This window comes from Streptomyces sp. NPDC007917 (assembly GCF_042959105.1).
Taxonomy (GTDB): Bacteria; Actinomycetota; Actinomycetes; order Streptomycetales; family Streptomycetaceae; genus Streptomyces.
Genome location: NZ_JBIBKK010000026.1, coordinates 89,789 through 113,513 on the forward strand (window position 1 = coordinate 89,789; position 23,725 = coordinate 113,513).

The 23,725-nt window shown below is 70.8% G+C and carries 23 protein-coding genes; 13 read left to right on the forward strand and 10 right to left on the reverse strand.

The window, feature by feature from the left end:
- Positions 1-3 precede the first annotated feature (3 nt).
- Complete coding sequence (locus ACFZDL_RS36505) at positions 4-747, forward strand: response regulator transcription factor (protein WP_353594896.1); 744 nt, start codon at positions 4-6, stop codon at positions 745-747.
- On the forward strand, positions 744-2,420 hold the full coding sequence (locus tag ACFZDL_RS36510) for an ATP-binding protein (protein ID WP_353594895.1): 1,677 nt from the start codon (positions 744-746) through the stop codon (positions 2,418-2,420). Before ACFZDL_RS36505 ends, ACFZDL_RS36510 begins: the two co-directional genes overlap by 4 nt.
- Positions 2,421-2,514: 94 nt before the next feature.
- Here ACFZDL_RS36510 and ACFZDL_RS36515 read toward each other — a convergent pair whose 3' ends face one another.
- The 5 genes from ACFZDL_RS36515 to ACFZDL_RS36535 all read right to left on the reverse strand — a co-directional run bounded on the left by ACFZDL_RS36515 (position 2,515) and on the right by ACFZDL_RS36535 (position 7,310).
- Entirely contained in the window at positions 2,515-3,738 is a 1,224-nt protein-coding gene (locus ACFZDL_RS36515) for an ABC transporter permease (protein WP_353594894.1), read from the reverse strand.
- Positions 3,735-4,526: an ABC transporter ATP-binding protein gene (locus tag ACFZDL_RS36520; protein ID WP_353594893.1), complete on the reverse strand. Its 792-nt coding sequence runs from the start codon at positions 4,524-4,526 to the stop codon at positions 3,735-3,737. The genes ACFZDL_RS36515 and ACFZDL_RS36520 overlap by 4 nt, the downstream gene beginning before the upstream one ends.
- The gene (locus tag ACFZDL_RS36525; protein ID WP_353594892.1) at positions 4,523-5,686 is read right to left on the reverse strand and encodes a peptidoglycan-binding domain-containing protein; all 1,164 of its coding nucleotides are present in this window, start codon (positions 5,684-5,686) and stop codon (positions 4,523-4,525) included. The genes ACFZDL_RS36520 and ACFZDL_RS36525 overlap by 4 nt, the downstream gene beginning before the upstream one ends.
- Positions 5,686-6,294, reverse strand: a complete 609-nt coding sequence (locus tag ACFZDL_RS36530) for a hypothetical protein (protein ID WP_353594891.1) — start codon at positions 6,292-6,294, stop codon at positions 5,686-5,688. Before ACFZDL_RS36530 ends, ACFZDL_RS36525 begins: the two co-directional genes overlap by 1 nt.
- 170 nt (positions 6,295-6,464) lie before the next feature.
- Positions 6,465-7,310, reverse strand: a complete 846-nt coding sequence (locus tag ACFZDL_RS36535; protein WP_353594890.1) for a DUF1963 domain-containing protein — start codon at positions 7,308-7,310, stop codon at positions 6,465-6,467.
- A gap of 116 nt (positions 7,311-7,426) precedes the next feature.
- On the opposite strand from ACFZDL_RS36535, the gene ACFZDL_RS36540 reads away from it, so the two are divergent.
- From ACFZDL_RS36540 to ACFZDL_RS36555, 4 genes are all read left to right on the forward strand, one after another.
- On the forward strand, positions 7,427-8,014 hold the full coding sequence (locus tag ACFZDL_RS36540; RefSeq protein WP_353594889.1) for an RNA polymerase sigma factor: 588 nt from the start codon (positions 7,427-7,429) through the stop codon (positions 8,012-8,014).
- On the forward strand, positions 8,011-8,961 hold the full coding sequence (locus tag ACFZDL_RS36545) for a CU044_5270 family protein (RefSeq protein WP_353594888.1): 951 nt from the start codon (positions 8,011-8,013) through the stop codon (positions 8,959-8,961). Before ACFZDL_RS36540 ends, ACFZDL_RS36545 begins: the two co-directional genes overlap by 4 nt.
- 243 nt (positions 8,962-9,204) lie before the next feature.
- Positions 9,205-10,149 carry an RNA polymerase sigma-70 factor gene (locus ACFZDL_RS36550; RefSeq protein WP_353594887.1) on the forward strand — a complete coding sequence of 315 codons (945 nt, stop codon included), beginning with the start codon at positions 9,205-9,207 and terminating at the stop codon, positions 10,147-10,149.
- Positions 10,150-10,261: 112 nt separating this feature from the next.
- On the forward strand, positions 10,262-11,446 hold the full coding sequence (locus ACFZDL_RS36555; RefSeq protein WP_353594886.1) for an FAD-dependent oxidoreductase: 1,185 nt from the start codon (positions 10,262-10,264) through the stop codon (positions 11,444-11,446).
- Between the two features lie 67 nt (positions 11,447-11,513).
- On the opposite strand, the gene ACFZDL_RS36560 is transcribed toward ACFZDL_RS36555, so the two are convergent.
- A complete protein-coding gene (locus tag ACFZDL_RS36560) occupies positions 11,514-11,975 on the reverse strand; it encodes a MarR family transcriptional regulator (RefSeq protein WP_353594957.1) in 462 nt (153 codons plus the stop codon).
- A gap of 316 nt (positions 11,976-12,291) precedes the next feature.
- Between ACFZDL_RS36560 and ACFZDL_RS36565 the strand changes: the two genes are divergently transcribed.
- Positions 12,292-13,362: an alkene reductase gene (locus ACFZDL_RS36565; RefSeq protein WP_353594884.1), complete on the forward strand. Its 1,071-nt coding sequence runs from the start codon at positions 12,292-12,294 to the stop codon at positions 13,360-13,362.
- Between the two features lie 129 nt (positions 13,363-13,491).
- Here ACFZDL_RS36565 and ACFZDL_RS36570 read toward each other — a convergent pair whose 3' ends face one another.
- Positions 13,492-14,460, reverse strand: coding sequence for a tetratricopeptide repeat protein (locus ACFZDL_RS36570; RefSeq protein ID WP_353594883.1), 969 nt, complete (start codon positions 14,458-14,460; stop codon positions 13,492-13,494).
- Positions 14,461-14,471: 11 nt separating this feature from the next.
- The gene (locus ACFZDL_RS36575) at positions 14,472-14,957 is read right to left on the reverse strand and encodes a MarR family winged helix-turn-helix transcriptional regulator (protein ID WP_353594882.1); all 486 of its coding nucleotides are present in this window, start codon (positions 14,955-14,957) and stop codon (positions 14,472-14,474) included.
- A gap of 171 nt (positions 14,958-15,128) precedes the next feature.
- Between ACFZDL_RS36575 and ACFZDL_RS36580 the strand changes: the two genes are divergently transcribed.
- A complete protein-coding gene (locus tag ACFZDL_RS36580) occupies positions 15,129-15,776 on the forward strand; it encodes a nitroreductase family protein (protein ID WP_353594881.1) in 648 nt (215 codons plus the stop codon).
- Positions 15,777-15,893: 117 nt separating this feature from the next.
- On the opposite strand, the gene ACFZDL_RS36585 is transcribed toward ACFZDL_RS36580, so the two are convergent.
- A complete protein-coding gene (locus ACFZDL_RS36585) occupies positions 15,894-16,931 on the reverse strand; it encodes a substrate-binding domain-containing protein (protein WP_353594880.1) in 1,038 nt (345 codons plus the stop codon).
- 177 nt (positions 16,932-17,108) lie between these two features.
- Here ACFZDL_RS36585 and ACFZDL_RS36590 point away from each other — a divergent pair, with 177 nt between their 5' ends.
- From ACFZDL_RS36590 to ACFZDL_RS36610, 5 genes are all read left to right on the forward strand, one after another.
- Positions 17,109-18,407 carry a sugar ABC transporter substrate-binding protein gene (locus ACFZDL_RS36590; protein ID WP_353594879.1) on the forward strand — a complete coding sequence of 433 codons (1,299 nt, stop codon included), beginning with the start codon at positions 17,109-17,111 and terminating at the stop codon, positions 18,405-18,407.
- Positions 18,408-18,493: 86 nt separating this feature from the next.
- Complete coding sequence (locus ACFZDL_RS36595; RefSeq protein WP_391193435.1) at positions 18,494-19,405, forward strand: ABC transporter permease subunit; 912 nt, start codon at positions 18,494-18,496, stop codon at positions 19,403-19,405.
- A complete protein-coding gene (locus tag ACFZDL_RS36600; protein WP_391193415.1) occupies positions 19,389-20,336 on the forward strand; it encodes an ABC transporter permease subunit in 948 nt (315 codons plus the stop codon). Before ACFZDL_RS36595 ends, ACFZDL_RS36600 begins: the two co-directional genes overlap by 17 nt.
- A 75-nt stretch (positions 20,337-20,411) precedes the next feature.
- Positions 20,412-22,049, forward strand: a complete 1,638-nt coding sequence (locus ACFZDL_RS36605) for a beta-xylosidase (protein WP_353594875.1) — start codon at positions 20,412-20,414, stop codon at positions 22,047-22,049.
- A gap of 115 nt (positions 22,050-22,164) precedes the next feature.
- Positions 22,165-22,434 carry a hypothetical protein gene (locus ACFZDL_RS36610; protein WP_391193417.1) on the forward strand — a complete coding sequence of 90 codons (270 nt, stop codon included), beginning with the start codon at positions 22,165-22,167 and terminating at the stop codon, positions 22,432-22,434.
- A 25-nt stretch (positions 22,435-22,459) separates the two neighbouring features.
- Here ACFZDL_RS36610 and ACFZDL_RS36615 read toward each other — a convergent pair whose 3' ends face one another.
- On the reverse strand, positions 22,460-23,677 hold the full coding sequence (locus tag ACFZDL_RS36615) for an MFS transporter (protein ID WP_353594874.1): 1,218 nt from the start codon (positions 23,675-23,677) through the stop codon (positions 22,460-22,462).
- Positions 23,678-23,725 lie beyond the last annotated feature (48 nt).

Genomic DNA, 23,725 nt, shown 5'->3' on the forward strand with positions numbered 1-23,725 from the left:
CTGTTGGGCGCGCGCATCCTGGTCGCCGAGGACGACGAGAAACAGGCGCGGCTGATCCGGATCTATCTGGAGCGGGAGGGGAACGCCGTCCAGACCGTCCACGACGGCCGCTCGGCGATCGACCGGGCCAGGACCACCCGCCCGGACCTCATCGTGCTCGACGTGATGATGCCGCAGGTCGACGGCCTGGACGTATGCCGCATCCTGCGCACCGAGTCCCAGGTGCCGATCCTGCTGCTGACCGCGCGCGCCACCGAGGAGGACATGCTCCTCGGGCTCGACCTCGGCGCCGACGACTACATGACCAAGCCGTACAGCCCCCGGGAGCTGACCGCCCGCGTCAGGGCCCTGCTGCGGCGGTCCCGGGCCGCCACGGAGGAGCCGACGGTCATCCGGGCCGGGGCGCTGGAGGTCGACACCGCGCGCTTCGAGGTGCGGCTCGCGGGCGAGCTGATCGCGCTGACGGGTAAGGAATTCGCCATATTGGCCCTGCTGGCGGCCGAGCCGGGGCGCGCCTTCACCCGGGCGCAGATCATCGACCGGGTCTTCGGCTTCGAGCAGAATGTCCTGGAGCGCACCGTGGACGCCCATGTGATGAACCTGCGCCGCAAGCTGGAGCGCGGGCCGGGGGCGCCCCGCAGGGTGGAGACCGTCTACGGGCGCGGCTACCGGCTGGCGGACCCGGACCCGGACCCGGCTCCGGACCCGGCTACGGCTCCGGACCGGGGCCGGGGCCCGGCGCGGTGAGCTTCCGGCTGCGGGCGCTCGCCCTGATGATGCTGCTCGTGGTCGCCGCCACCGCGGCCACCGCCTGGCTGACGCTGCGCCAGGCCACGCGGCAGGCGAACGAGACCGCCGCCGCCGACCGGGCCGACATCAACCGGGTCACCGGCGAGCTGCGCCAGTACGGCCTGCGGCACGGCACCTGGGACGGCGTCGCGCCGGCCGTGCGCGAGCTGGCCGCCGAGACCGGGCAGCGGATACGGGTCACCACCACGACCGGCTCCGGTGCGCCGCTGGCCGACTCGGACGTCCTGATGGGCCGTGAGCCCCGCAAGGCCGGCCCGGGCGCGCCGCTCCTGGTCGACCCCCGCCCCGAGCTGCGGCTGCCCGACGGGCTGGTCCCGGTGGCGGCGTTCAAGCTCACCGTCAGCGAGATCACCCAATACCGCTCCGGGACGGCGTACGCGGCCTGCCTGACCCGCAACGGCTTCGAGGTGACGGTCGGGCGGGACGACCAGGGTGTGCCCACGTACGCGGCGGGCCGGAAGACGGGAAGCGGCGGCACACCGGGCGGGCGCGGGTCCTGCCGGCGGCCGAAGCCGGCACCGGCGGAGTACGCCCGGTACGACAAGGTCGCGAGGCCCTGCGTGTCGGCCACGGACGAGGGCATCACCCCCTGCCTCAAGCGGGTCTTCGCCGAACAGATCAGCGACGCCGCCCCGCCGCCCCTCCAGGTCCGCCTCGGCGCCCTCGACGAGCCGTCCCCCACCCTCGCCGCCGCGCCCGCGGTCACGGTGGCCCTGGCCGTCGCGGCGGCGGCCATCCTCGGCGCGCTGCTGCTCAGCCGTACGGTGCTCCGCCCCGTCAGCGCCCTGACCGCCGCCTCCCGCGGTCTCGGCGAGGGCGACCTGGCCCGCCGGGTGCCCGTGACCGGCCGGGACGAGATCGCCGAACTCGGCCGCTCCTTCAACCGCATGGCCGCATCGCTGCAGGCCAGCGAGGAGCGTCAGCGCCGGCTCGTCGGCGATGTCGCCCATGAGCTGCGCACCCCGCTGGCCAATCTGCGCGGCTATCTGGAGGCGCTGCGCGACGGGGTCCTCGACCCGGAACCCGAGCTGCTGGACTCGCTCCACGAGGAGGTCCTGCTCCAGCAGCGGATCGTCGACGACCTGCAGGACCTGGCGCTCGCCGAGGCGGGCGCGCTCACCTACCACCGCGAGGACATCTCCCTGAGCGAACTGCTGGAGACCTGCCGCGCCTCCCACCGGGCCCAGGCCGAGCGCGCCGGGGTCGCCCTCACCGTCGAGACGCCGGGCGGCGCCCCCGTGTCCGCGCACGCCGACCCGGACCGGCTGCGGCAGGCCGTCGGCAACCTGGTGAGCAACGCCGTACGGGCCACCGGGCCCGGCGGCACCGTCCGGCTGTCCCTGGCGCGCGGTGACGCCCGGGCCCTGGTGCGGGTCAGCGACACCGGGCACGGCATCCCCGCCGAGCAGCTGCCGCACGTCTTCGACCGCTTCTGGCGGGCCGACGCCGCGCGGGGGAGGGCCACCGGCGGCAGCGGGCTCGGGCTGTCCATCACACGCCAGATCGTGAAGGACCATCAGGGGACGATAGGGGTGGAGAGCGAGGTCGGGGTCGGTACGACGTTCACCATCGAGCTCCCCACGACCGGGAGCCCAGCGAGTTCGCGGTGAGTACGGGACAGCGACACGCCGACGCCGCGGCGTGTCGCTGTCCCATACTCACCGCAACCCAGGATCAGGGCGCTCCGCTCAGGGCCCGGCCCGCTCAGGACCCGGCGAGGGCCTGGGTCGGGGTCAGCCGCCCGGCCCGTATCGCCGGATACAGCCCGGCCAGGGCCCCGATGGCGAGCGTCACCCCCACCCCGGCCGCGGTGGCCCACAGCGGCACCTCGGTCGGCCAGCCCCGCACCCCCGCGTACACGGCGGTGATGCCCGTGCCCAGCACCGCCCCGGCCGCCCCGCCCAGCGCGCACAGCAGCAGCGACTCGGTGACGAACTGCCCCCGGATCTGCCCGCTGGTGGCGCCCAGCGCCCTGCGCAGCCCGATCTCCGGGCGGCGCTCCAGCACGGAGATGACCATGGTGTTGCCCACCCCCACGCCCCCCACGAGCAGCGCCACCCCGCCGAGCCCCAGCAGCAGCCCCGTCAGCGCCGACTCGGCCGCCTCGCGCGCGGCCAGCGCGTCCGAGGGCCGCGAGACCACCACCTGGTCCGGGTGCTCGGGGTTCGCGGTCGCCGCGAGCACATCGCGTACGGCCGTCACCCGGCTGTCCTCGGTACGCACGTACACGGTCGACGGGTGGCCGTCGAACCCCAGGTACTCCCGCGCGGCCGGCCAGCCGACCAGCGCCGCCTGGTCGAGCTCGGGCGCCAGCGGCACCCGGTCCACCACGCCCACCACCGAGAACCAGGTGCCGCCCAGCCACACCCGGGTGCCCGGGGTCTCCACGTCCAGCCGCCGGGCCGCCTGCCGGCCGAGCACCACCCCTGGGTACTCGGCCGTGGCCGAGTCCAGCCACCTGCCCGTACGGACCTTCCCGCCCACCGCGGCCAGCAGCCGCGGCTCGGCCGCCAGCACCTCGATGCTGCCGGTGCGCCCGCTGGGGATGTACTCGTTCCGGTACACCCTGGCGTCCGCGACCGTGCCCGTCGCGGAGACCTGCCGCACCGGCCCGATGCGCCGGATCATCGCCGGGGCCTCCTCGGGCAGCCGGACGCTTTCCCCCTGCCCGGACTGGCCGCCCTGGCCGGGGACGACCCGCAGGAGGTTGGTGCCCAGCCGGTCGATCCTGCGGTCCACCTCGGCCCGCCCGGACATGGAGATCCCGACGACCGAGAGCATCGCGGCCACGCCGATCGCGATGCCGAGCGCGGACAGCAGCACGCGCAGCGGGCGGGTACGCAGCCCGGTGCCGCCCAGGCGGACGAAGTCCGCGGGGCGCAGCCGGGCGGGCCGCAGCCGCCGGTTCCCTCCCTGCCGCCGGCTCATGGCCGCCTGCCGATGGAAGCCGCGTCCGCCGGGCGGGCTGCGCCCGCCGGGGCCGTCGCGTGCGCGGTGCCTGCCGGGGCCGCCGGCCTCGCCGCGTCCGGCGCGTCTGCCGCAACTGGCCCGCTGTCGGCGACGATCCGCCCGTCGCGGATCTCCACCCGCCGGTCGAGCGCCGCGGCCAGCTCACGGTCGTGGGTGATCACCACCACCGTCGTACCGGCCGCGTGCAGCTCCCGCAGCAGCTCCAGCACCGCCGCGCCCGAGGCCGAGTCGAGGTTGCCGGTCGGCTCGTCGGCCAGGAGCAGCGCGGGCTCCCCGATCACCGCCCGGGCCACGGCGGCCCGCTGGCGCTCGCCGCCCGACAGCTGATGGGGCAGATGGCCGGACCGGTGGCCAAGGCCCACCCGGGCCAGCGCCTCCGACGCCCTGCGCCGGCGTTCCCGCACGGGCACGCCCGCGTAGAGCAGCCCGTCGGCCACCGTGTCGAGCACGGGCACGCCGAGCGCCAGGTGGAACTGCTGGAACACAAAGCCGATCCGCTGCGCCCGCAGCGCGGAGAGCTCCCGGTCGGACAGCCGGGCCACGTCGTGGCCGTCGACCGTGACCCGCCCGGCGCTCGGCCGGTCGAGCGTGCCCATCAGGTGGAGCAGGCTCGACTTCCCGGAGCCGGACGGGCCGACGACGGCGACCAGTTCCCCGGAGTGGATCAGCAGGTCCGTGTCACGGACGGCCGCGACCCCGCCGGGGTAGGTCTTCGTGACCCCCTCGAAGACGACCACGGGCCTCACTCGGGAATCCTCACCTTCATGCCCTCGCGCACGGCGGGCCCGCTGACCTCGACCTTGCCGTTCGCGAACAGACCCGTCTCGACGGCGACGAAGCGACCGCCCTTCTTGTCACCACCGCCCTTGCCGCCGCCACTGCCTTCGCTGCCACTGCCGTCGGCGCCGCCGTCGGCGAGTTCGAGCCCGTGACCGCCCTCGGCGAGCGCCACCAGCGCGGCCACGGGCACGGTCAGCACGTTCTCGCGCTTGCGGCCGACATAGCGGACGGTCACCGGGGAACTGTCCAGCCGCCCCAGGGCCTCCTGGTCCTTGATGCGGATGAGGACCGGAACCTTGGCGTTCTTGGCCGCGTCCCCCTCGCCGTCCCCCTCGCCGCCCTCGGCGCCCTGTGCGGGGGAGGCGTTCTGCCCGACCTCCGCCACCCGGCCCTTGACCGTGTGCCCGTCCGGCAGCTCGACGTCCACCTGACGGCCCCGCTCCGCCCAGCCGGTCTCCCCGGCCGGTGACTCGACGGTCACCGAGCGGGCGGTGCTCGTGTAGCTCAGCACGTTCCCCGTGGCCTGGGCGCCCACCCGGACGCTCGTACGGGCGACCCGGACCGGCCCGGACACGTACGCGATGTCCCCGACACCCACCTTGCCGGTCCTGGGCCTGCCCAGGTCCTTCTGCCAGCGCTTGACCGCGTCGGCGGTCAGCTGGGAGTACGTGTCGTCCACCGTGAAGCCGGAGTAGCCGAGCATCGCCAGGTTGGACTCGAACTGCTTGACGTCCAGGCCACGGAGGGGCCGGTCCGGGTCCCGGCCGACCGCCAGCTCCCGGTACATCGGCAGGTCCCCGTAGAGCAGCACGACGGGCTCCTCGTCCACCCGCAGCAGCGTCTCGCCGCGCGCGACGGTCTTCTCGGCCCCGGGCAGCCAGGTGATGGTGCCCTCGGCCCGTGTCTCGAAAGGTACCTCCGGCCCGTGGTCCAGCGTCCCGTCGACCGCGGTCTCGTCGACCAGCGTGCCGCGGGTGACCCGTACCGTCTTCTCACCGCGCCCGGACTCAGATCCGCCGGAGTCCGAGCCGTCCCCGCCGCCGAGCCCCAGCGCGCCGACCACCGCCACGGCGGTGACCGCCAGGGCCCCCGCCGCCACCAGGACGGGCCTGCGTCCGACGCCCATCAGCCCTTGCCCTTACCGGGGTCGGCCGGGTCTCCTATGATCGGCGCGCAGATGCGGATGGCCCGTTTGGCGCGTGCCGACGTCGGGTCCCACGCCATCTTCCCGTCGTTCTGGAAGTCCTCGTCGGAGTAGCCGTCGTCGTTGACGTCCGGGGCCTCGGGAACCCCGTTCTCCTGCATGCACTTCGCATAGCGCTTCCTGGCCGCGATCTCCTCGGCGGACAGCTCCGGCGCCTCCTGCCGCTCCAGCTCCTCGGGCACCGGGAGCAAGAACTCCTCGCACTTCACCTGGGCCCGGGTGAACTTCGGGTCCGCTTTCAGCTCCCGCGCGTCGCCGTAGTCGATGTGCCCCTTCGCATCGGGGTCGGGGACGTCAAGCCCCTCCTCGCGCAGACACTTGACGAACCTGCGCTGCCCCTCGACATACCGCGCGACCTCGCCCTCACCCGCCTTCGACCCACTCGACGAGCGCTTGCCGCCCTGGGCCGAGGCCACCTCGCCCCCGCCCCCGCCGCCCCCGCCGCAGCCGGTCAGCCCCAGTGCCACCACCGACACCACGACGGCCGGCCACACCCGGGCCGCGAACCGCCGACGCGCACATGCCTTCATGGAAACAGATCCCTCAATCACTCGTGACCGCCCGAACGCCGGTGCGTGCGGGCGGACTTGACCGTAGGAGGGGCCCTATGAAGAACCTATGAAGAAGCCATCAAGAACCGACGCGGGAGCCATCAGTACAGAGGGCACAGCTGTCCCGGACACTCCGGGACACCCTCCCGTCACCAGATGTCGGGGGCCGGCACCGCCCGGCTGAAGTCGCCGACGCGCAGCGCGTCGGTGGGAATCGACCAGTGCATCCAGCCGCCGTCGCCGCCGATGGACCACTGGTCCTGCCCGGACAGCTGCAGCAGGTGGTGGTGGCGGTTGGGGTCCTCGTCGTGCGGCAGCATCGGCGAGCTGCCGGTGGGGAACTGGGGCCAGCCGAAGGCTATGTCCTCCGAATCGAGCGCGCCCGGCCGCCGCGACCACTCGGTGAGCAAGTTCTCCACATGGCTGCCGGGCATGGCCCTGGCCATGTCGTCGGCGTCGGGCCCCACATCGAAGCCCTTCCAGGCCGGGTCCCAGGTGTCGGGGAAGGCGAACCCGGGCTTCGCCGCCCACGGGACCGGCTCGAAGACGCTCGACCGGGCGGGCGCGTCGGTCTCGACGGCGTGCGTGAAGCGGGCCGCGATCACCCCGCCGACCTGCGCGTCACAGAAGCCGTACTTGCTCGCCACGTCGTACGACTCGGGGTCGCACTGCTCGGAGTCGCTGTCGAGGTAGAAGAAGTTGAGCAGGCCCGCCCCGGAAGCGGGGAGGACGTCACCGAGCCAGGGGGCCAGCGCGTCGGCGTCGAGGACGGCGATCAGACTCAGCGGAAAACCGTCACAGGTCGGCCAGGGAGTGCCCGGTTCCAGCATCGCTCTGCCCCCGAACCGGCTGAGCCCGGCGGCCTGCCCGGGGTCGTCGGCCTCCGTGAGCGCGAAGCCCGGCCGGGCCAAGTCGACGTACCGGCCGGCGAGCTCCGGACCGAGGCGCTCGGCGCAGAAGTCACGAAGGGCGGAGAGTGTGCTCTCTGGATCCATGGCCGCATTCAAACACCCGCTTCCGACAGGCCCGTGTCCCGGCGCGAACGCTTTCGGCCCCGCCCGACAAGTAGGGGGTGTGACCGTCCACTTCGGCGGTCGGAGACGGAGGCCCTGTGACAAGGGAAGTACATACGGACGATGAGCTGCTGCGGCGCTCGCAGCGGGACCCGACGGCGTTCGAACCGCTGGTGGCCCGCCACTCGGCGGCGCTGCACGGCTATCTCGTACGGCGGGCCCCGGGCGCGGCGGACGACCTGCTGGCGGAGCTGTGGCTGCGCGCGTACGAGGGCCGGCACGGTTTCGACGCGGCGCGCGGGACGGCCAGGGCCTGGCTGTTCGGGGTGGCCCGACACGTCCTGGCGGCGCACTGGCGCCGACTGGAGACGGAGGCGCCGCCCGGCTCGGCACAGTTCGCGGAGGGTATCGCCAGCGACCCGTGGCACGCCGTCGACCAGCGGCTGGACGCCGCGGCGGTCGCGCCGGTGCTGCGCCACGCGCTGACCAAGCTGCCCGCCGTCGAGCGGGAGTTGATGCTGCTCATCGCATGGGAGCAGCTCACCCCCACCGAGGCCGCCTCGGTCGTCGGCGTCCCCGCGGGCACCGCCCGCTCCCGGCTGCACCGCGCCCGTACCCGGCTGCGCGAGCGGCTCGGCGCCCTCCTCTCCTCCGCCCAGATGTCCAAGACAGGAGAATCCGCATGACCCGCACCGACACCTTCAACTCCGACCACGCGCAGGACCACCTCGACTTCCCCGGAGCGGAGACCCTGATGGCCGCCGGCCGGGTGGAGCCGCCGAAGGCCGAGACGGTGGCGGCGGCGCGGGCCGTCCTCCGCGCGGCGATCGAGCGGGACGTCGAGGCCGCCGTCTCGGCCGCGCGCCCCCGCCGCCGCGCGGGCCTCGCCGGGCTGTTCCTCCGCCCCCGCGTCGTCGTCACGGCGGTGGCTGCGGCCGTGGCCGCCGGCGTCGTCGTGTACCCGGCCCTCACCTCCGGCGACGCCGCACCGGCGCGGCCCCCGCAGGCCGCCTCGGCCAAGGCGTTCCTCAACGACATGGCTCAGGTCGCGGCCTCCGCGCCCGCCACCGAGGCCCCGTACTGGAAGACCACCCTCAACCTCACCGTCCCGGCGGACGGCGAGAAGGAGAGCACGCACACCAGGTACCTGGACCGGAAGGGGAAGTCCACCGAGGTGAACCCGGACGGGTCCACCAAGGTCGCCGTCACGGCCCGCGCGTACACCGTCGGCGACCGGACCCTCGGCTGGAACCAGCTCGACAAGCTCCCCACCGACCCCAAGGCCCTCGCCGCGCTGCTCCCCTCCGCCAACTCCGCCGAGGGCAAGGCCAAGAGCACCTTCGACAACGCCACCGCCCTCCTGGGCGAGTCCCCGGCCGGCCCCGACCTGCGCGCCGCGCTCTACCGCGTCCTGGCCGGCCTTCCCGGCGTCAAGGTCACCGGCCCCGCCAAGGACGCCACCGGCCGCACCGGCACGGCCCTGGAGTGGAAGACCACGTCCGCCACCGTCCGCCTGATCGTCGACCCCAAGACGGGAGACCTCCTGGAGGAGACGGAGACCGCCCCCAGGACCGGCGCCCTTCAGGCCCGCTTCACCTACCTGACCAACGCCCCCGCCGACCGCATCGGCTGACCCTCGACCGCCGCCCTGCCGCCCGCGCCCGGGACTCACGGCGCGTCCGGCGGGAGGCCAGCGACCTGCCGGCACGGGGCGGCGAGATGTCGGCATTGGGCGCCCTGCGCCGGGAGTTGGGGGCCGGATGGACGGTCGAGGACCGACGCCGACCGTCGAGGGCCTGACCTCCGCGGCCCTGGGGCGGGTGAGCCGGCCCAGGTCGCCGCCGCCCGCCGGAGGGCCGCGAGTAGGATCGGGCCCATGCCCCTGAGCATGAGCGACGTGGACCGGTTCGAGGCATCCAGGCCCCGTCTGGAGGCCATCGCCTACCGTCTCCTCGGCTCCGCGAGCGAGGCCGAGGACGCCGTGCAGGAGGCGTTCCTGCGCTGGCAGGCCGCCGACGTCGACCGCATCGAGGTCCCCGAGGCCTGGCTGACGAAGGTCCTCACCAACCTGTGCCTCAACCAGCTCACCTCGGCCCGCGCGCGGCGCGAGACCTATGTGGGCCAGTGGCTCCCCGAGCCGCTGCTCGCCGGGGACGCGATGCTCGGCCCGGCGGACACCGCCGAGCAGCGCGAGTCGGTGTCGTACGCGGTCCTCGCCCTCATGGAGCGCCTTTCCCCCAACGAGCGGGCGGTGTACGTGCTGCGGGAGGCCTTCGACTACCCGCACCGGGAGATCGCCGAGATCCTCGACATCACCGAGGCGTCCAGTCAGCAGATCTTCCACCGCGCCAAGAAGCACGTCGCGGACGGCCGGGCCCGCACCGAGATCGACGAGGCCGCCGCCCGGCGGATCGTCGAGGAGTTCCTCGCCGCCGCCACCAGCGGCCGGACCGAGCCGCTGGTGCGGCTGCTCACCCAGGACGCCATCGCGATCGGCGACGGCGGCGGGAAGGTACCGGCCCGCGCCAAGGCGTTCGAGGGCGCGGTCGCGGTCGCGAAGTTCATGTGGGGCCTGTTCAAACCCGGCAAGGCCAAGCGCGACCTGGTGGGCGGATCGATGGAGGTCTACGCCACGACCGCCAATGGCGACCCCGCCGTCGTGGGGGTCGTCGACGGCCAGGTCGTCGGTGTCCTGTGTCTGGAGGTCACGGCCGAGGGCATCGCCGCGTTCCGTAACCAGGTCAACCCCGACAAGCTCGAACGCGCGACCGAGCGATGGGCGGCCGCCGACCACGGGGAACCCCTGCTCATAGCGTTCTGACCCGGCTCTGATCCGGTGTGAGGTGCTTCACATCGCGTTCCTGTCAGGAAACGGCGGGCCGCCCGGTTCAAGGGGCGACTCGCTGAAGGCAGGAACAGACAGGAGCACGGACATGCCGCACCGCATCACCGTCCTCGGCGCCGGATACACCGGAGCCATCGCCGCCGGGCGCCTCGCCAAGCGGCTGAGCCGCGAGGACGTCGCCATCACCCTCGTCAACGCCGAGCCCGACTTCGTCGAGCGGGTCCGGATGCACCAACTGGCGGTCGGCCAGGACCTCAAGCCCCGGCCCTTCCACGAGATGTTCGCGGGCACGGGCGTCGAACTGAAGCTCGCGAAGGTCACCGGCGTCGACGTCGACCGCAAGACCGTCGCCGTCAGCGACGAGAACGGCGCCGAGGAGCTGGCGTACGACACCCTCGTGTACGCCCTCGGCAGCGGCTGGAACGACCAGGGTGTCCCCGGCACCGCCGAGCACGCCCACGAGATCGGGGGCCGCCCCGGAGCGCTCCGGCTGCGTGAGCGCCTGGCCCGCCTGGACGCCGGACAGCCCGTGGTCGTCGTCGGTGGCGGCCTCACCGGCCTGGAGGCCGCGACCGAGATCGCCGAGGCCCGCCCGGACCTCGACGTCGCCCTTGCCGCCCGCGGCGGCCTCGGCGACTGGCTCTCGCCCAAAGGCAGCCGGCACCTGCGGAAGGTCTTCGACAGGCTCGGCATCACCGCGCACGAGCACACCGCCGTCACCGGCGTCGAGGCCGACCGCGTCCTCACCGCCGACGGCAACGCCATCCCGGCCGCGGTCACCGTGTGGACCACCGGCTTCGCGGTCCATCCGATCGCGCAGGCCACCACCCTGGAGGTCACCGGCACCGGCCAGATCGTCGTTGACCGAACCATGCGCTCGGTCTCGCACCCGGACGTGTACGCCATCGGCGACGCGGCCATGGCGATGGGCCCCGGCGACAAGCCGCTGCGTATGTCGTGCGCCTCGGGCGTCCCCACCGCGTGGCAGGCCGCCGACGCCATCGCGGCGCGGCTGACCGGCGGGAAGCTCCCGAACGTGTCGCTCCGCTACTTCAACCAGTGCATCTCGCTGGGCCGCAAGGAAGGCCTGATCCAGTACGTCTCCGCCGACGACCGCGCCGTCAGGGCGGCCCTGACCGGACGGTTCGCCGCCGTCTACAAGGAGCTGATCTGCAAAGGCGCGGCCTGGGGCGTTGCCAACCCGGCGTTCGGGGTCCGGCCCCTGCGCCGCCGTGTCGTGCGGGAGCGGGCCCAGGCGGCATCGGCCGTCTGACGGCACACGCCACGGTGATCGCTGCGCGAGGCCGGCGTGGTCTCACCGTGTGGACCGGCCCGGCACGTTACTGCTCGGCGGAGGCGTGCCGTGCGGTGGCGTGGACGAGGCTGCGTTCGATACGGGTCAGGGCGTCGATGGCTTCCGTCTGCTGGTCGGGGGTCAGGCTGTCGGCGACGGAGCTTTCGAGTTCGGCCCAGATCTCCTCGACCTGGCGGCGCAGGGCGAGGCTGGCGGTGGTGGGTTCGATGATGAAGGCGCGTTTGTCGGCGGCGCAGGGGTGGCGGCGGACGAAGCCGGCGTGTTCGAGGCGTCGGACGGTGCGGGTCATGGTGGCCGCGTCGGAGCCGAGCAGACGCACCAGGTCGGCCTGGCGCTGGGGGCCGAGGTCCCACAGCTGCATCATGACCAGCTCCTGGCCGGGGTGGAGGCCGACGCGGCGCAGGAGCTGCGCGGCGAGCATGCGGTGCAGCCGGGCGACGCGGAAGATCGCGTGAGTCATGGCGCCGGCCTGGACGGAGGGCGGCATGGCCATCTCGGCCGTCGCCGCGGCTTCGGCGGCGGCCGACTGGGCGTCGGACTGGCTGCCGGACTTGCTGCCGGGCGTGTCCTTCGGCTGACTCATTCGTCCCTCGCTGCGATGTGTAGCTGCTCGAGCAGGAACGAGCCTATCGCGCTCGATACCGGCACGGACTGAGCCCGTGTGCGCTGGAGATCGCGGCAGGACAGGGTGAATGAGTGACGTAGCTCACAGCTTTACGGGAATGGCCTTCCTCGATTTACTTGTTCGGACAGGCAATGGTGTCGCACGGTGCGGCGCCCCTCCGGGAACAAGGAATGTGATCATGCCGACGGCATTCGACTCGTACGACCTGGGCGGCAAGCGCCTGGCCAACCGCATCGTGATGGCCCCGATGACCCGCAGCCGCGCGTACGGCCCCGGGGCGACCGCGACGGACCTGATGGCGACCTACTACGCGCAGCGGGCGGGCGCCGGGCTGATCGTCACCGAGGGCACCCAGCCGTCGGTGGTCGGACAGGGCTACCCCGACACCCCGGGCCTGCACTCCGAGGAGCAGGTCGAGGCCTGGCGGAAGGTGACCGACGCCGTGCACCGCGAGGACGGGGTGATCTTCGCGCAGCTGATGCACACCGGCCGTATCGGCCACCCCAGCCTGCTCCCGGACGGGCTGCTGCCGGTCGCCCCCTCCGCGGTGGCGCCGCAGGGGCAGGTGTTCACCCACGAGGGCCCCAAGGACTTCGTCACCCCCAAGGAACTGACCGACGCCGAGGTCGCCCGGACCGTCGAGGACTTCGCCACCGCGGCGCGCAACGCGGTCGCCGCCGGGTTCGACGGCGTGGAGATCCACGGCGCCAACGGCTACCTGGTCCACCAGTTCCTCGCCCCCAACGCCAACCGGCGCACCGACGCCTGGGGCGGCTCGGTCGACGGCCGTATCCGCTTCGCCGTCGAGGTGGCGACCGCGGTGGCCCAGGCCATCGGCGGGGAGAAGGTGGGCTTCCGCATCTCGCCCGGCAACCCCTACAACGACATCGCCGAGGACGACCTTCACGAGACCTACGGCGCCCTGGTGGCGCGGCTGGCCCCGCTGGGCCTGGCCTATCTGCACCAGCTGGAGGCCCCGGGCGTACGGGACCTGGTCCTGCGCCTGCGCAAGGAGTGGCCCGGCACCTTCATCCTCAACCCGTTCACCGGAACCGACCCGACCGGCCCGGAGGAGCTGGGTCTGGTGGAGGACGGCACGGCGGACCTGATCGCCTACGGCGCGCTCTACCTGGCCAACCCCGACCTCCCGGCCCGCCTCGCCGCCGGCGGCCCGTTCAACACCCCCGACCGCGCCACCTCCTTCGGAGGCGACCACCGCGGCTACACCGACTACCCCGCTTTGGGCTGACCCGCCCTCGGCTGATACCTGCCCGAACAGCTAAGCGTGTCGTGTGCGGCGGGCGCCCGCCGGGCGGTCAGCCCGGGAACACCTTGGGGCGCCCGCACTCCCGCGACACGGCAGGCTGGACCGCCTTCCTCACCCACGCGGGGCGTCGCTGACGCCGTAGAAGCAGGTCTGACCGCCGATCCGGACCGGCCGTCCGGGCGGAAGGGGCGGGTCCAAGGGCTCGCCCTCCGGGATGCCCGGCCAGTCGATGAGGAATGACCCGCTACGGGGCTCGGCCGGGACGTGGCCGATGAGGTCGAAGCGGGTGACCGGCTGGCCCGGACGGTGGATTTCGAGGGTCAGCCTCAGCATTTCGGAGAGCTCTTCCCAGGTGAGATCCGCGTCGGCAAGGCTGCCGAGGACCGCGTCGGCGTCGCTCCGCGCGGCGGCGACCGAGCCGGAAGCGGTCGCGGTCGAGGACCATCCCCAGCTCGCGTTCCCGGCCTCTGCGCGGACCAAGGCGAACGCGTAGCGGTCCGGGGACCCGGTGCCGTCGAAATCGTCGTCCTCGGGCACCTCCTCCCCGAGCTCGTCGAGCCTGTCGCGCGCGACACGGTCCTCGGGGTCGCGCCGCAGCACCTCGGCGTACGCGGCGACCGCGCCGTCCCGGTCGCCGGACCAGCACAGCGCATGGGCCAGCTGGAGGGGCACCAGAGGGTCGCCGGGGTCGGCGTCCAGGGCTTCCCGAGCCGCCTCGATCGCCCGCGCGACGAGTGGTTCGCTGATGCCGTCCTCGTCGAGCTCCCGCATATGGCCCAGGTACGGCCCGTCGCTCTCCTCCTCCCACGACCAGTCGCAGTCCAGCTCGTCGAGGACGCACCGCGTCAGGGCCAGCGCCGCCACCGTCGAGCGTCCGACCGCGACGGTGGCGGCGGTCACGGCGGTTTCCACGTCGTCGGGGCTCAGCTTGCGCGCGACGGCGTCGTAGCAGCGGGACGCCTCCTCAAGCAGGCGCGGGACCGCGTCCGTCTCCGCGTCGTCCATCAGCCGCTCGCCGCAGTCGCGGAGCAGCGAACTGGCCTTGATCAGCAGAGCGTTCGTCGCGTCATCGTCCGTCATGGACCGGCACGTTACTGCTCCCCGCTGTCCCCCGGCTGGAGGAGTTTGCCGAGGATCGCGCCGAGTTGGCCGCGCTCGTCGGGGGTGAGGACGCGGAAGGTGTCCTCCAGGAACGTGGGGATCGAGGCCTGGGCCTCGGCGAGCCTTCGGCGGCCCGGGTCGGTGATGGTGACCGCGTAGGAGCGCCGGTCGCGGGGGTTGCGCTCCCTGCGGATGTGGCCCGACTGCTCCAGGTCGTCGCAGATGCTGACCATGACGCTGCGGTCGATCCGCAGTTCCTCGCTGAGCGCCTGCTGGGAGCAGGGGCCGACGGCGTCGAGCATCTGGAGCACGAGGTGTTGCCCGACGCCGAGCCCTTCCTCGGTCGCGTGCGCGTCGGCGGCGCGGGACACGGCGGCCGAGGCCCGGCACAGCGCGATGTCCAGCCGCTCGGCGGCGAGCCGCGCGAAGTACGCGGGCCGGGTGCGGTCGGTCGCCGCTCTGTTCGTGGTCGCCATCGCTCTCCTTCTCCGTGAGCCGTCAGCCTACCGCAGATCGATCTCCCCAGAGATTGTTTGACAACAGATGATTGGCGACCATACGGTCCGATCGTCTGTCCGTCAATCGATGCGCCTGCGCCGCCCCGCGCCCGCTTCCGTACCCACCACCTCACCTTCCTGAGGAGCGTCATGACGCTGGATCTCACCCCTGACCAACTGCTGAGCACCACCCGCGCGGTACGCAAGCGCCTGGACCTCACTCGCCCGGTGCCTCGTGCCCTGATCGAGGAGTGCGTGGACCTGGCCGTACAGGCGCCCACCGGGCGCAACCGGCAGCGCTGGCACTTCCTCGTCGTCACCGAGCCGGAGCAGCGACGGGCGGTGGCCGATATCTTTCTGCGCGCCCTGTCCCTGACCGCCGGGCAGCCGCTGACCGAGCGCGACATGTGGCGGATGAGCTATCACGCCCGTTCCACCGAGCGGGTCTTCGACGGACTGCGGCACCTGGCCGACAACATCCATCGGGTGCCCGCGTTCGTCATCCCCGGGGTGGAGGGCCGGACCGACCGCGCCCCGGTGGCCGTGCAGGCGGGGGCGTGGGGGTCGATCCTGCCCGCGGTGTGGAGCTTCATGCTGGCCGCCCGGGCGCGCGGCCTGGGCACGGTGTGGACCACCGCGCAGGGGCCGCTGGAACGCGAGTTGGCCCAGGTGCTCGGCGTGCCGTACGAGGAGGTCATGCTGGCGGCGTTCATCCCGCTGGCCTTCACCCTCGGCACCGACTTCAAGCCCGCTCCCCGCATTCCGCGCGAGGAGGTCCTGCACTGGGACCGGTGGTGAGCGCACCGGCCCCGACCTTGACCACGGGTTCCGGCGGGGATTCCGGGGGGCCGCTGTCGAATCGTCGGCGGAGTCGAGGGCAAGCGACGCGATGGATCTCCGAGGGGGCGGATCAGGTCATGTGGCAGGGCCTGTGGAGTCACGGACATTGAGCGTGGTCGCCAGCTGGAGGTGCCAGGAGGCGGGCTGGACGCCGTTGACCATGCCGAGGGCGGTCTCGACGGCCATCCGGCCCATGCCGGCGAGAGGCTGCGCGACGGACGTCAGCCGGGGGGTTGTCCATTGGGCCTGCGGCGTGTCGTCGAACCCGGTAACCGATAGATCCCCCGGGACGGTGATGCCGAGCTCATTGGCCGCAGCGAGCACCCCGACAGCGATTTCGTCGTTGCCCGCGACGATCGCGGTCGGCCGCTCGTCGAGCGCCAGCATGTCATGGGCGTGCTGAAGTCCCGCTTCGACGGAGAACGCGCCGTGGCGGATCATCGCGCCGTCCGGCGTGATGCCCGCCGAGTGCAGCGCGGCCTGGTACCCGTGGAAGCGCTCTGCCGAGGGGGCGGAACCCAGCGGGCCGCCGATCCAGGCGATCCTGCGGTGGCCCAGCCTGATGACGTGCTCGGTCGCCGAGCGACCCCCCGCCCAGTTGGTGGAACCGATGCTGACGACACGCGAGTCGGTGGTGTCGATCGGGTCGATCGTCACCACCGGCAGCTCCGCGTCCTCCGCGGCGAGGAGCACCGGGTCGGGCACGGCGGCGGCGAGCACGATGATGCCGACGACGCCGGACGCCTGCAGGTCCGCGACCCAGGCACGGGCCGCTGTACGGCTTGTGTCGATCCAGTCTTCGGGCGGCAGGCGCAGGAGGAGCTCGGCCTGTGCGGCGGTCGCGGCCGCGAGGATCCCTTGGAGCACCGTCCCGGCGTAGCGGGACTCGACGATGTCGAGCACAGTGACGAGCGTGCGCTCCCGCTGCACATCCCGTCGCGCCGTCGTCGGCTTGTAGCCGAGCTCGGCGATGACGCCAAGGACGAGGTCGCGCGTGTTCGCCGCCACGTCGCTGCGCCCGTTGAGGACCTTCGAGGCGGTCGCCGTCGAGACGCCGGCCAGCCGGGCGACATCCGCGAGGGTGGCTCGTTCGGAACTGGATCGCCGACTCATCGTGACTCCGTTTCGTGGTCGAAACTTTTTCGAACCCAAGCATACGCTACACATGCGCCGACCTTGGTGTCGATTACGTCCAAGTCCTTGACGTGAGCGGATGGCGGCGATTACGTTGCCGCGAGTTCCGAAAAGGTTCCGAAAAAGTTACGGGTCATCTCAAGGAGGAGGCGGCTCATGACGCTCCGCAAGAAGGCAAGGCTCTCTTCCGCGGCGCTCGTGCTGACGCTCGTACTGGGCGCCTGCTCGAGTGGATCGGCGGACGGCGGCGACGGCCGGGTGAACCTCACCGTCTGGAGCTGGGACGACACGGTCGCGAAGGCCGTGCCCGGTTTCGAGGCGGCGAACCCGGACATCAAGGTCAAGGTGGTCAACGCCGGCTCGTCATACGACGAGTACACGGCACTCGACAATGCGATCCAGGCCGGGTCCGGCGTGCCGGACCTCGCGATGTTCGAGTACTTCGCGGTGCCCTACTTTGCCATTCCCGGCAAGCTCGACAATCTCGGGGAATTTGGCGCCGATAAGTTCAAGAAGGACTACGTCGAGGCCGCGTGGAATGACGTGACAGTCGATGGCAAGGTCTACGCGATGCCTTCGGATTACGGTCCGTCGGTCATGTTCTACAACGAGGCCACTCTCAGAAAGGCCGGGGTGAAGAAACCTCCGGCCACGTGGGACGAGTACTACGAGGACGCCAAGAAGGTTCGCGCGCTCGGTGGTGACCACTACATCGCCCAGGACACCGGGGACCTCTTCTTCCTGCTCTCGCTCATCTGGCAGGCAGGCGGTCGCCCCTTCCAGGTGGACGGCACCAAGGTGCACATCGACTTCACGGATCCCGGCACAACCAAGGCCGTGGCGTTCTGGCAGAAGATGCTCGACGAGGGCTTGCTCAACACCAAGGTCACGGCGTGGTCCGACGACTGGAACCGCACCCTCAACGACGGAACCCTTGCCTCGCAGATCATGGGCGGCTGGCTGACCTCGTCACTGCCTCAGCGTGCACCCAAGGTCGCCGGTGACTTCAGAGTCGCGTTGATGCCGCAGTGGAAGCAGGGCGACGAGGTCGGGGCTGAGAACGGCGGAAGCGGCTTCGGTATCCCCGCGGCTGCCGCGCACAAGGACGCGGCGTTCAAGTTCCTCGAGTACTTCACGCACGGCGGCGGCCTCTCTTCCCGCGTCGAAGCGGGCGCCTTCGTCCCGAACACGTCGGTGTTGGCGAGTAAGGACTCCCGGACCAACGTCGACAAGTACTTCGGTGACCAGAAGGTCGGCCCCGTGCTGGCAAAGGCCTCGAAGATCGTCGCGCGCGGCTGGCAGTACCCACCGTTCTTCGAGTGGGCACGATCGACCTACGCCGACCTCGTATCGAAGTTCTACACCACAGGAAAGGGCTCACTCGCGGAAATCCTCGAGGAGTGGAGGAAGCGCATGACCAAGTATGGCAATGAGCAGGGTTTCGAGGTGGACTAGCGGTTCCCCGCCAGGGCAGCGTAGGCAGCGCACCGAAAGGAACACCGGGAATGGGCCACGCAGGCCGTCTCGACGTCACCGCTGTGATGTCGTCAGATACAAAGCAGCGCCGGGGGCCGGCCGGAAAGCGCGGCAGGAAACAGATCGGACTGGCGTTCATCGCGCCTTTCGGACTGCTGTTCCTGTTCGTGTACATAGTGCCGATCGTCTACGCCGGCTACCTCAGCCTCTTCCAGCAGAAGCTTATCGGGGGCAACACGTTCACCGGGCTCGCCAACTACACCAAGCTGTTCCATGACGCACAGTTCTGGGACGGTGTAGGCCGGGTCTTCTGGTTCACACTCGTCCAGGTGCCGATCATGTTGATCCTCGCCATGGCGTTGGCGCTGGCGTTGGACTCCAGGCGTCTGCACGGCACCAAGTTCGTGCGGGTGTCGATCTTCCTCCCCTATGCGGTGCCGGGGGTCGTGTCGACTCTCATGTGGGGATTCATGCTGGGCGTCAAATATGGCCTGTTCGGCAGCCTCAACAACGCTCTGGGCACGGATCTCAACCCCTTCACCCCCAGTACCACGCTCATCTCCATCGGGATGATGGTGACCTGGGCGTTCACCGGCTTCAACATGCTCATCTTCTACGCCGTGCTCAAGGCCGTCCCGCGCGAGTTGTACGAGGCCGCGGCACTCGACGGGGCGAACGAGTTTCAAGTAATCCGCAGAATCAAGCTACCGGCACTGCGACGGTCCCTGGTCATCGCGATCATCTTCTCGATCATCGGCACGTTCCAGATTTTCAACGAGCCGCAGATCCTGCCGTCCATGGTGGCCAACAGCGGCATCACTAGCGACTACACGCCCAATCTGTACGCGTACAACCTGGCCTTCACCGGATCTCAGCAAGGCTATGCGGCAGCCCTCGCGCTCGTCATGGCTGCGATCACGATCGCGGTCGCCTACGCCGTCCAAATCAGAGGACTGAGGAATGCCTTCGATCACTAGTGTGCGAGCTGAATCCAGGGAAGTCGCGACCTCCGGCACATCGGTTCGTCATGACCGCGACCGCCGTCGCCTCTACAGCGTGGAAAACCCCAAGAAGAGCGTAACTCTCACTGTCATGGCAGGGCTGTCCGCCCTGTACTGTCTGCTGCCGCTCGTGTGGCTGGTCATCAACGCGAGCAAGTCACAGGCCGACTTCGTCTCCACGTTCGGGCTCGCGCCCGGTCACAAGTTCGCCCTGTGGGACAACATCGTCGAGGTGTTCAGATACCAGGACGGCATTTTCTCCCGGTGGCTGCTCAACACCGTCATCTACGTCGTCGTGGGCGCGGTCGTGTCGACGTTTCTGGCGGCCCTCGGCGGGTATGCCCTGGCGAAGCTCCACTTCAACGGCAAGCGCGTGTTCCTGTTCGTCATTCTGGGATCGATCGCGGTGCCGGGCATCGCCCTGGCGATCCCACAGTTCTTGCTGTTCGCGCATCTCGGCATCACCAACACCCCGTGGGCCGTTCTCATACCGAGTTTCATCAACCCCTTCGGGCTGTACCTGATGTGGGTGTACGCGGCCGAAGCCGTGCCGACGGACCTGCTCGATGCCGCGAAGGTCGACGGCGCAGGTGAGCTCAGGACCTTCATTCAGATCGCGCTCCCGATGCTCGCACCGGCAAGCGTGACGGTCCTGCTCTTCTCGTTCGTATCGATCTGGAACAACTACTTCCTACCGCTGGTCATGCTCAAGGATCCCAACTGGTATCCACTGACCATCGGACTCAACGGATGGAACAAGCTGGGATCGACCGCGGGGAACGGCGCTCTCGTCCAGAATCTCGTGCTCACCGCCTCGCTGCTGACGATCATACCGCTGATCATCGCGTTCCTCAGTCTGCAGCGGTATTGGCAGTCAGGCGTGTCGCTCGGCGCCGTCAAGGGCTAAGGGCGACGCTTCGGACGTCGGCACCGTGGCGAAGTCGACCGTTTTCCATGAACGACTCTGCGAAGAAATGAGACCATGACAAACGACGCTCTGAGCGAACCTCGGTTCCGGATCGACGGCGACCTGCGCGACGAGAGCGCGCTGCCGCACATCTGGGCAGAGTGCGTCGGCGCCGGACGAGCGAATGAGGCACTGCGCGCAGACTGGCAACAGCAGTTCAGCGAGGCTGTCGACGCCTGCGGATTCCGTTACATCCGCTTCCACGGCATCTTTCACGACGACATGTTCGTGTACCGGGAGACCTATGGTCACGGGTTCGGCCCGAACACGCCCCTGGCCTCCCCGGTGTACACCTTCAGCTACGTGGACAAGGTGTTCGACTTCATCCTGGAGTCCGGCGCCCGTCCCTTCGTTGAGCTGGGATTCATGCCACGCGAGTTGGCGACGGTACACGAGACGGTGTTCTGGTGGGGTGCTCACTGCAGCCCACCCAAGGACATGGCGCGCTGGGTCGAGCTGGTGACGCGTTCGGTCGAACACTGGATCGACCGGTACGGTCTCGCGGAGGTGTGTGAATGGCGATTCGAGGTGTGGAACGAACCCAACCTGGTTCCGCATTTTTGGACGGGAACGAAGACGGAGTACTTCGAACTCTACGAACATACTGTGACGGCGATCAAGAACATCGATCCCGAATTGAAGGTGGGCGGGCCCGCAACGAGCGTCTTCGTGCCCGACGACCGCTACAAGGGCGAAGTCGAGGACCGTGCGGCGAGTCGCGAAACGGCCAGCGCGTCCGACGTGGACGCCCTCGACTGGCGCCCGGTGTGGATCGAAGACTTCATCGACTGGTGCGCGAAGCGCAAACTTCCGGTCGACTTCATCTCGACTCATCTGTACCCGACCGATTTTGCGTACGGCGCCGACGGCCAGGCGGTCCACATCGCCCGATACGCCGATGCGACGTTCGACGACCTGGTCCTCCTCCGCGATCTCGTGGCGAACAGTGCCTATCCGGACGCGGAGATCCATATCACGGAGTGGTCGACCTCGCCGTCTGCCCGCGACTTCATCCATGACACGCTGTTCGCGGCGACGTACATCACGCGGGCGTACCTGAAATGTGCCACCCTCGCCGACTCGATCGCCTACTGGACCTTCACGGACGTGTTCGAGGAGGGAGGAGCCGGGCTCGGGCCGTTTCACGGCGGGTTCGGCCTTGTGAACGAGGCCGGAATTCACAAACCGACATTCCACGCGTTCACCATGCTCCGACGGCTGGGTGACCGACTACTCCTCGCGACGTCCGACGGCGTCGTGACCCGGGACAGCCGCACATCGGCTGTGTCAGCGCTGTTCTTCAACTACCCCGATGAGATGGCCATGAGGGCTGTCGGCTCGGCGAACTCGTATCCAGCGACGCGCGCGCTGGCCGGGATGGGGCCGAACCGAAGGATTCGCCACTCGATCGGTGAACTCAAGCCGGGGACCACGTTCCTCGTCGAGATCATGGACTGGGAGCACGGGAACGTCGCCGAAGCGTGGCACCAGCTCGGATCTCCCCTCAATTTGTCTCGGGCGGAGAGCAGTTACTTGAGCGCTGTTGCCGACGCACTCCGCACTTTCACGCTGACTGTGCCTGACAATGGCGTGCTTGAGATCGATGTGGACCTCTCGCCGTGGGCGGTGATGTCGGTGAGGCAGGCGGCGTGAGGTCCGCCCGCCGAGGGGGGCACGGCAGGGGCCGGCGCCGGTGCCGGTCCCTGGGCCGACGGTGGTGAGCACATCGGCCGGGCGGCGCCCGAGGGGGACAGCCAAGTGGACAGCTATGGTGAAGCCGCGGCCCCTCCTGACGAGTCGGGGCGATGTCCTGGTCGCGCCGTGTGATCTGCGCGGCAACCGACGCGGCGACGACGTCCCCGGCCGCGCCGAGGTCCTGTACGGGGCCGACGTCGAGCGCTATCGCGGGCTCCTGCGCCGCAAGTACGGCCTGACCGGGCGGCTCACCGTGTGGGGGAGCGTGCTGCGCCGTGGCCGGGAGGGCACGGTGGGTATCTGCATCACGCTCGACGACGCCACTGCAGGACAAGCCCACTGAGCGCTGATTTCGACTGCGGACCCGCTCACCGCACCCGTGCCGACCCCCGTCCGGCCGGCGCGGCCGTCGCCGTACCGTCATCGCTGGTGTCGCTCGCCGTCGGCAGCACCTGACGCACGCTCACCAGTGCCGCCAGGGCGATCGCCCCGGCCACCGCGGGCACTCCGGCGGCGCCCGCCGCGGACAGGGTCACGCCCCCGAGCGCACCGGCGACCGCGACGCCCAGGAACTGGGCCGAGAAGTGCAGCCCGAGGGCCTGGGAGCGCTGCTGCGGGGCCAGGCCCGCCAGCCGGGTCTGCTGGCTGATGCCGCCCGACCACCAGGCCATGCCGAAGGCGAACAGGAGCGGGAAGGCGATGATTCGGGCCGCCGTCGGGATGTGGGCCAGCGCCAGCAGCGTCAGGACCGCCAGGAACACGGTGATCAACAGTAGCGCCGTCCGCAGCACCCTCGTCAGCGCGTGCTTCGCCAGCACCGAGCCGATGAGCCGGCCACCAGTGAAGCCGCCCGCGCCGAACACCACCATCAGCGCGGCGACGCCGGTGCTGCCCAGGTCGGCCGCCCGGTGGGCGATGGGGGTGATGTACGTGTACATCGTGTAGGCCGCGAGGAAGAGACCGAACGTCGTCACCAGGCCCCAGCGGACCGGGCCCCGGCGCAGCAGGTTCAGGCGTCCCGCCGTCGCGCCCGCCGTACCGGGAACGTCAGGCAGCCAGGTCACGATGGCCAGGGCGGTGACCAGGGCCAAGGCGGCGACGAAGCCGAAGGACGCCCGCCAGCCCAGCGCCGCGCCGACCACCGTGCCGATGGGGGCGCCGAGGGTGAGGGCGACCGCGTTGCCGCCGGCGGTGACGGCGATCGCGCGTGGCAACTCCTCGGGTTTGCTCAGCGCTGCCGCCGCAGCGGCCGCCGGTGCCGCGAACAGGGCCGCGCCCAGTGCGGCCAGGACGCGGGCCATGGCCAGCGTCGCGAAGTCGGGGGAGACGGCCGCGAGTACGTTGGCGGCGGCGAACCCCAACGCGGCCCAGACCAGGAGCCGTTTGGGGGGCACGTGCTGGAACTGGCCGATCAGGGGCGGTCCCGCGAGGGCGTAGACCAGGGCGAAGACCGTGACCATCTGGCCGCACAGGGCCACCGTCGAGTGGAGGTCGTGGGCCACGTCGGGGAGTACGCCGGCGATCACGTATCCCTCGGTTCCCACGGTGAAGGTGCCAAGAGCCAGGAGGTAGATCCTTGGGTTCATGGTCCAACGGTACAAGGGTCATTGAACCTTTGGAAGCCCCGACGGGCG